6 protein-coding genes are annotated in these 7,760 nt (G+C 72.1%); 3 read left to right on the top strand and 3 right to left on the bottom strand.

From position 1 onward, the window contains the following. Nucleotides 1–97 precede the first annotated feature (97 nt). Entirely contained in the window at nucleotides 98–1,426 is a 1,329-nt protein-coding gene (locus tag H5J33_RS16775) for a DUF6716 putative glycosyltransferase (RefSeq protein WP_181795715.1), read from the bottom strand. Nucleotides 1,427–1,624: 198 nt separating this feature from the next. Between H5J33_RS16775 and H5J33_RS16770 the strand changes: the two genes are divergently transcribed. The 3 genes from H5J33_RS16770 (at nucleotide 1,625) to H5J33_RS16760 (ending at nucleotide 5,244) form a co-directional block, all read left to right on the top strand. Next, nucleotides 1,625–2,602 (top strand): glycosyltransferase family 2 protein, encoded by a 978-nt coding sequence (locus H5J33_RS16770; protein ID WP_181795714.1) that lies wholly within the window; start codon nucleotides 1,625–1,627, stop codon nucleotides 2,600–2,602. Beyond that, complete coding sequence (locus tag H5J33_RS16765) at nucleotides 2,599–3,933, top strand: polysialyltransferase family glycosyltransferase (RefSeq protein ID WP_181795713.1); 1,335 nt, start codon at nucleotides 2,599–2,601, stop codon at nucleotides 3,931–3,933. The genes H5J33_RS16770 and H5J33_RS16765 overlap by 4 nt, the downstream gene beginning before the upstream one ends. Nucleotides 3,934–4,083: 150 nt before the next feature. After that, nucleotides 4,084–5,244 (top strand): acyltransferase, encoded by a 1,161-nt coding sequence (locus H5J33_RS16760; RefSeq protein ID WP_181795712.1) that lies wholly within the window; start codon nucleotides 4,084–4,086, stop codon nucleotides 5,242–5,244. Between the two features lie 16 nt (nucleotides 5,245–5,260). Here H5J33_RS16760 and leuE read toward each other — a convergent pair whose 3' ends face one another. Together leuE and H5J33_RS16750 are read right to left on the bottom strand one after the other, a co-directional pair. Then, complete coding sequence (leuE, locus tag H5J33_RS16755; protein WP_181795711.1) at nucleotides 5,261–5,911, bottom strand: leucine efflux protein LeuE; 651 nt, start codon at nucleotides 5,909–5,911, stop codon at nucleotides 5,261–5,263. A 91-nt stretch (nucleotides 5,912–6,002) separates the two neighbouring features. Next, nucleotides 6,003–7,583: a methylmalonyl-CoA mutase gene (locus H5J33_RS16750; RefSeq protein ID WP_181795710.1), complete on the bottom strand. Its 1,581-nt coding sequence runs from the start codon at nucleotides 7,581–7,583 to the stop codon at nucleotides 6,003–6,005. Nucleotides 7,584–7,760 lie beyond the last annotated feature (177 nt).

Raw genomic sequence — 7,760 nt, 5'->3', positions numbered from 1 at the left:
GAGCCGCCGCGCGCGGGGATGACGGCGAGCACCCGGCGGACCGAGGCGCCCGGGTCCGCTTCCGAGTGGAACATGGGCTCTACTCCTTGCGATGGGGTCACAGCTCGCCCATCCGCCGGATCACGGGGGCGACCCGCTGGACGCCGTGCCGGTAGGCGCCGCGGGCGGCGCGGCGCACGATCTGCCGGACGGGGCCGGGCGACTTGTCGGCGGCGGGCGCGCCGGGCAGCGGGACGCCGTCGGGGCCGAGGTGGTGACGGGCGAGGATGCCGGGCAGATAGCCGGGCGCGGTCTCGGGGGTGTAGTAGGGGGCGAGGGGCGGCAGTCCGCCGGGCCGGTCGAGCAGCTTGGCGACGCGTTCGCGGGCCGCGTCGAAGGCGGTGGCGTAGGAGCCTCCCCCGGAGGGGGTACCCCCGGCCGCGACGCCCTGCCGGGCCACCCACTCCTCGTCCGGCACCGGCCGGTGCCCGGCGTCCAGCTGCTCCCAGGAGGCGAGGCAGCCGGAGCCGGTGAAGTGGTGGTTGCCGAGCACCTCGCGCACCCCGAGGTCGGTGAGGACGGCGGTGGGGATGCGGCGGTGCAGGGCCTCCAGGGCGGCCGTGGAGCTGACCGTGACCAGCAGGTCGGTACGGTCGAGGACTTCCCCCATGTGGCCGTAGACCAGGCGGAGGTTGGCGGGCAGGTCCTTGCCCTGGGCCAGCTTCTGGTACGGCAGTTCCTCGATGTGGGTGGTGTGTTCGCCGGGCTTGGAGCGCAGCTTGAGCAGCACTTCGCGCTCGGGGTGGCGGCGGGCGTGCTCGATGAGGCGGTCCAGCAGGTAGGTGCGGTCGCGGCGGTTGTCCGGCACGGACGGCTGGGCGGCGAACACCACGGTGTACGGGTCGTGTTCACCGGTGTACGGCGCCCCGCCGAGGAAGGGCAGCGCGACCTCGGTGACGGAGGAGGCGTCGGCGCCCACGCCCTCGTACACGGCCCGGAACCGGTCCGCGTCGTGGCGGGAGTTGGCGAGGACGAGGTCGGCGCCGTGCCGCAGCAGCAGTCCGTCGGCGAGCTTCTCGTAGACGACGCCGACGTAGCCGGTGACGACCACGGGCCGCTTCCCGGAGCCCCAGGCGGCGCGCAGCCCGTGCAGCATCGCCTGGACGCCGCCGCCGACCAGGGCGAGGACGAGGACGTCGGGCGCCGCCTCGCCCATCTCGCGCAGGAACTCGACGCCGGTGACCTCGCGCAGGGAGTCCGCGCGGACGCCGACCTCATCCAGCTGGCGGGCGGTCGGGGTGGCGCGTCCGCGCAGGAGGTAGCCGTCGAGCCGGACCTCGGCAGCCGGCGGAGTGATCCGGCGCGCGGTGAGCGCGCCCCACTTCCACCGGGTGTCGGAGTCCGCCAGGACGGCGACCCGCAGGGACTTCGTAGCACTTGCTGGCACGTCGAAGACGCTAGGAAGCGTGGGAGAGGAACCGCCCAACCGGAATACAACAAACGGTTAACAGCACATCACCTGAAAGCGAATCAGGACGTTATCGCCCCCGAAAAAAGCCTGGTTAACGACTTCGCCACGCTTCGTTCACCTCGTATCAAGGAAGTCGTCAAGACGAATGACGGGCCGCACCCTAACGTCCCTGACGTGGTCAAGCTCTCCGTCATCGTGCCGTTCTACAACGTGCAGCAATACGCGCCGGACACACTGAGGAGCCTCGGTGCCAACTCGCGCGACGACTTCGAATTCATTCTCGTCGACGACTGCTCGCGCGACGGGACACCGGACATTCTTTCGCACGCGGAACGGGAACTACCCGGGGCCGTCCTGGTCCGGCACGAGCGGAACGGGGGACTCGCCACCGCCCGCAACACCGGCATAGACCGTGCGCGCGGCGAGTACGTGACGTTCCTGGACGGCGACGACTGGCTCGCCCCCGGCTACTACGAGCGGCTGCTGACCGCCATCGAGGACCTGGGCTGCGATTTCCTGCGCACCGACCATGTGCAGTGCACCGCGCGGGCGCGCAGTGTGCACCGGGTGCCGGTCGGCCGGCGCAATGTGGTGCTGGACCCGCGGCAGGTGATCCTGCCCGCCGACCGCTCGACCTCCGTCGACTACGCCTTCGCCTGGGCGGGCATCTACCACCGCCGGCTGCTGGACCGGGGCCTGCTGCACTTCACCGACGGGCTGCGCACGGCCGAGGACCGGCCGTGGATCTGGCGGCTGCACCGCGAGGCGGAGTCCTTCGCCGTGGTCAACCTGCTCGGCGTGTTCTACCGGCGCGGGGTCGCCTCGTCCCTCACCCAGATCGGCGATGTCCGGCAGCTCGACTTCATCCGCGCGTTCGACCAGGTGATCGCGGAGACCGCGGCGGACAAGGACGCCGCCGCCCTGCTGCCGAAGGCCGTGCGCACCTACTGCGCGATCATCTCCCATCACCTGGGATCCATCGAGAGGTTCGAGCCCGCGGTGGCGAAGAAACTGACATCCATGAGTGCCGCCGCGCTGCGGCGCATGCCGCAGGCCGTGCTGGACGAGGCGCTGGACTCCATGGACCTCCAGCGCGCCACCAAACTGCGCCGGCTGCGCCGCCGTCCCGTCGCCGCTGGAGCCGCCGCGTGACCACCCAGATCTTCCAGGCGTCGACGCTGTACGGCACCGCCACGCTCGCCGCCGCCCTGGACTCCGGCTGCTTCGACCGCGCCGACCGGCGGATCCTGCTGGTGTGCAACAACGCGGCCACGCCCGAGACGACGCCCGCCCTGGACCAGGCGCCCGGATTCGAGCAGCTGCGCGACCGCTTCGACGACGTGATCTCGTACAACGAGACCATCTTCCCCTTCCACCCGGGCGGCTGGTCCCCCCGTGTGGACGACATGCCCCTGTGGGAGCGCTTCCTGCGGCACGAGTGGCGGCTCGGCGACGACGACGTGCAGTTGGCCGTCGAGTCGATCCAGGTCAACCCGTCGCTCGCGCTCGCGCAGATCTTCACCGGCGCCCCGGTCACGGTCTACGCCGACGGTCTGATGAGCTACGGCCCCACCCGGAACAAGATCGATCCGCTGGTCGGCACCCGGGTGGAGCGCGTGCTCCATCTCGATCTGGTGCCGGGCCTGAAGCCGGTGCTGCTCACCGAGTTCGGCGTGCCCGCGGAGACCGTGCCGACGCCCGCCGTCCTCAAGACGCTGTCGGGACTGGCCTCCTGCGGTGACGACCTGCCGCGGGTGGAGGAGCCCGCGCTGGTGCTCGGTCAGTACCTGTCCGCGCTGGACATCCTCACCCCCGAGGAGGAGGAGGACCTGCACGCGCGGATGGTGCGGGGCGCGGCCGGGCTCGGCCACCGGCGGGTGGTGTTCAAGCCGCACCCCTCCGCCCCGGCCCGCTTCACCCGCTCCCTGGAGCGGGAGGCGGAGAAGCTCGGTGTCGAACTGACCGTCCTCGGCACACCGGTCCTGGCCGAGGTGCTGTACCAGCGGATGCGTCCCGCGCTGGTCGTCGGCTGCTTCTCCACCGCTCTGCTGACCGCCTCCGCGCTGTACGGCCTGCCCGTCGCGCGGGTCGGCACGGAACTGCTGCTGGAGCGGCTGACCCCGTTCGAGAACAGCAACCGGGTCCCCGTCACCATCGTCGACGCGCTGCTGCCCGACCTGGCCGACCACGCCGCGGTCACCGGGCGGCGCGGGGGGATGGACGTGGCGGAACTGGGCGGGCTGGTGCGTGCGGTCGGCTTCGCGATGCAGCCGAAGATCCTGCCGGGACTGCGCGAGGAGACCGAGGCGTACCTCACCGCGCACCTGAACGACGGGATACTCCGCTACTTCAAGCGCCGGCGGCTGACCGCGCTGGCGCTGCCGGGCGGGCTGCCCGTCCAGATGGCGTTCATCCCCCGCAACGCCACGGTCCGCCGTGTGGCCCGCAAGGCGCGCAGTCTGCGCAGGTCCGTGCGCCGCTGACCGCCCGTCCCGTCCGTGGCGGGCCGGCGGGCGGGCCCGCTTCCTTACGTTCGTCTTTCGTCCAGGTGACGGTGGGGCGGTCGCTCACTCCGGGGATGTTCACAACAATTCCCATGTGATCAGCGCATGGTCGGGTAGGCGCCGGACACCATGTCTGCTTCATCGCCCACCGTCTCCCCTCCCGCCCCCGCCCCGGAGAGAACCACCCCCCGCTCCCCCGCTGCCGGCCCGGCCCCCGGCCGACGCCGAAGCCGGCTGCCGGCCCTGGACGGGCTGCGGCTGCTCGCCGCGCTGATGGTCTGCCTCTACCACTACGCCGGACGCGGCGGCACGGTCGCCCAGTCCTGGCACCAGGAGCCGTCCCGGCTGTTCCCGACGCTGTCCCAGGTGGCCGTCTACGGCTGTCTGGGCGTGCAGTTCTTCTTCGTCATCAGCGGTTTCGTGATCTGCATGAGCGGCTGGGGCCGCACGCTCGGTGACTTCTTCCGCTCCCGGGTCGCCCGCCTCTACCCCGCCTACTGGGTGGCCCTGGTCCTGGTCACCGCCGCCTCCCTCGCCCTGCCGGCCGTCGTCCACGCCGTACGGCCGGACGAGTTCCTGGTCAACCTGACGATGCTCCAGCAGCCGATGGGCGCGCCCCGGGTGCTGGGGGTGTGCTGGACGCTCTGGGTGGAGGTCCGCTTCTACGCGCTGTTCGCCCTGCTGGTCGTCGCGCGCGGGGTCACCTACCGCCGGGTGGTGCTGTTCTGCGCCGGATGGACCCTGGCGGCCGTCCTCTGCCGGAGTGCCGGCAACGAGTTCCTCGACCGGTTGGTCATGCCCGAGTACGCCCCGTTCTTCATCGGCGGCCTCGCCCTGTACCTCGTCCACCGCTTCGGCGGCGGCCTGTTGCCGTGGGGGATCGTGGCCACGTCCTGGCTGCTCGGCCAGTACACGGCCACCCGCGGCCTGTGGCACGAGGGCGCCGGCGGGGTGCGCAGCCCCTACGTCGTCCTCCTGCTCGTCACCCTCGCCTTCGCCGCCGTGGCCGCGGTCGCCCTCGGCTGGACCCGCCGGGCCGAGTGGCCCTGGCTGGTCACGGCGGGCGCCCTGACGTACCCGTTCTATCTGGTCCACGAGCACCTGGGCTGGTTCGTCATCCGCGTCCTGCGGCACACCCTGGCCCTGCCCCCGTGGCCGGTCCTCGTGACGACGGTCGCCGTCATGCTGGCCCTGGCCTGGCTGATCCACCGCTTCGTGGAGGAACCATTCGGCCCCCGACTGAGGAAGGCCCTGAAAAGCCCGCGGACACCGGGTTCTTCACGCGCCTGACCGTCCGGCCGTGGCGTCACGCGCTCGCCAGTGACAGCTTCACCGCGAAGCCCAGGAACAGGGCGCCCGCCGCCGACGTGGCCGTCGCCGACAGGCGCCGACGGCGGCGGAAGGCGGCGGCGAGTCGGGTACCGCCGAATATGAGGGCGCTGAGGTAGAGGCAGCTCGCCACCTGGGCGAAGGTGCCGAGGACGACGAAGGAGAGGGCCGGGTAGGCGTAGTCCGGGTCGACGAACTGCACGAAGAAGGCGACGAAGAACAGGATCGCCTTGGGGTTGAAGAGGCTGACGACGAAGGCGCGGCGGAAGGGGCGCTCGTCGGCGGCCTTCGCGGGCGCCGTCTCCTCGGCGGCCGGTTCCCGGCGGGTCCGCCACATCCGCCGGGCCGCCCGCAGCATGCCGATCGCCAGCCAGGTCAGATATCCGGCGCCGGCGTACTTCACGACGGCGAACAGCACGGCGTTGGCCTGGAGCAGGGAGGCCACCCCGGCTGCGGACAGGGTCATCAGCACGGTGTCCCCGCACCACACGCCCGCCGCCGCGGTGTACCCCGCCCGTACGCCGCGGCGGGCGGCGACGGACAGGACGTAGAGGGAGTTGGGGCCGGGCAGCAGCACGATCAGGATCAGGCCCGCGAGGTACGTGGGGAGGTCGATGACGCCGAACATGGAGGGAGTGTCGCACGCGGGTACGACAACGGACCGTGCGTTCCGAGGAGCGGTACGCGGGCTGCCCGGCCGGCCCCGGCGCACCGCGCGCTCAGAACGTGTCCGACGGGACGTGACTCCCCCAGACCTCCCGCAGGGCCCCGCACACCTCGCCCACCGTCGCCCGGGCCCGCAGCGCCTCCTTCATCGGGTACAGCACGTTGTCCTCCCCCTCGGCGGCCGTGCGCAGCGCGTCCAGTGCCGCCGCCACCGCCCGCCGGTCCCGGCCGGCCCGCAGCCGGGCCAGGCGCTCGCACTGCCGGGCCTCGATCGCCGGGTCCACCCGCAGGGGCGCGTACGGCTCCTCCTCTTCGAGCCGGAACCGGTTGACGCCGACGACCACCCGGTCACCGGACTCGGTCTCCCGCGCGATCCGGTACGCGTTCCGCTCGATCTCGGCCTTCTGGAAGCCCCGCTCGATCGCCGCGACCGCCCCGCCCATCTCCTCGACCCTCCGCATCAGGTCCAGCACGGCCTCCTCCAGACCGTCCGTCATCCGCTCGACCGCGTAGGAGCCGGCGAACGGGTCCACCGTCGCCGGTACGTCCGTCTCGTGGGCCAGCACCTGCTGGGTGCGCAGCGCCAGCCGCGCGCTCTTCTCCGTGGGCAGCGCGATCGCCTCGTCGAAGGAGTTGGTGTGCAGGGACTGGGTGCCGCCGAGGACGGCCGCCAGGGCCTGCACGGCGACCCGGACCAGGTTCACCTCCGGCTGCTGGGCCGTCAGCTGCACCCCGGCCGTCTGGGTGTGGAAGCGCAGCATCCACGACCTGGGGTCGCGCGCGCCGAACTCGTGACGCATCACCCGCGCCCAGATCCGGCGCGCCGCGCGGAACTTGGCGACCTCCTCCAGCAGCGTCGTACGGGCCACGAAGAAGAAGGACAGGCGGGGCGCGAAGTCGTCCACGTCCAGGCCGGCCGCGATCGCCGTACGGACGTACTCGATGCCGTCGGCGAGGGTGAAGGCGACCTCCTGCGCGGGGGACGCGCCCGCCTCGGCCATGTGGTAGCCGGAGATGGAGATCGTGTTCCACCTCGGGGTCCGTGCGGTGCAGTAGCGGAAGATGTCCGCCGTCAGCCGCAGGGACGGCTTGGGCGGGAAGATGTACGTGCCGCGCGCGATGTACTCCTTGAGCACGTCGTTCTGGATCGTGCCGGCGAGCCGGTCCGCGCCGACGCCCTGCTCCTCGGCGACCAGCTGGTACAGCAGCAGCAGCAGGGCCGCCGGGGCGTTGATCGTCATGGAGGTGGAGACCCGGTCCAGCGGGATGCCGTCGAACAGCGCCCGCATGTCCTCCACCGAGTCGACGGCCACGCCCACCCTGCCGACCTCGCCGTGCGCCAGGGGGGCGTCGGAGTCGTGGCCCATCTGGGTGGGCAGGTCGAAGGCCACGGACAGGCCGGTGGTGCCGTGGGCGATCAGCCGGCGGTAGCGGGCGTTGGACTCGGCCGCCGTGCCGAAACCGGCGTACTGGCGCATGGTCCAGGGGCGGCCGGTGTACATGGTGGGGTACACGCCCCGGGTGAACGGGTACGCGCCCGGTTCGCCCAGTTCGCGCTCCGGGTCCCAGCCGGCCAGGTCGGCCGGGCCGTAGACCGGCTCGATGGGCAGACCCGATTCCGACTCGCGTGTCATGGCCGCCTCCGCGGTGCGACGTGTACGACGCGTGCGCCCCGTAGGACGCGTACCCCCTAGGCCATCCCGCGTCACCCGGCGGCGGCTCCACGGCCGAGGGGAGTCCGGCGGCGGTCCGCGGGGAAGCATCCCCGGCATGAGGATTACGGGGAGACCCGCCGCCCTGCTCGCGTCGGC

Origin of the sequence: Streptomyces sp. WELS2, assembly GCF_013870595.1 — a bacterium.
GTDB lineage: Bacteria > Actinomycetota > Actinomycetes > Streptomycetales > Streptomycetaceae > Streptomyces.
Note: the sequence above shows the minus strand (reverse complement) of the source record. Positions and strands in the feature narration are given on the sequence as shown.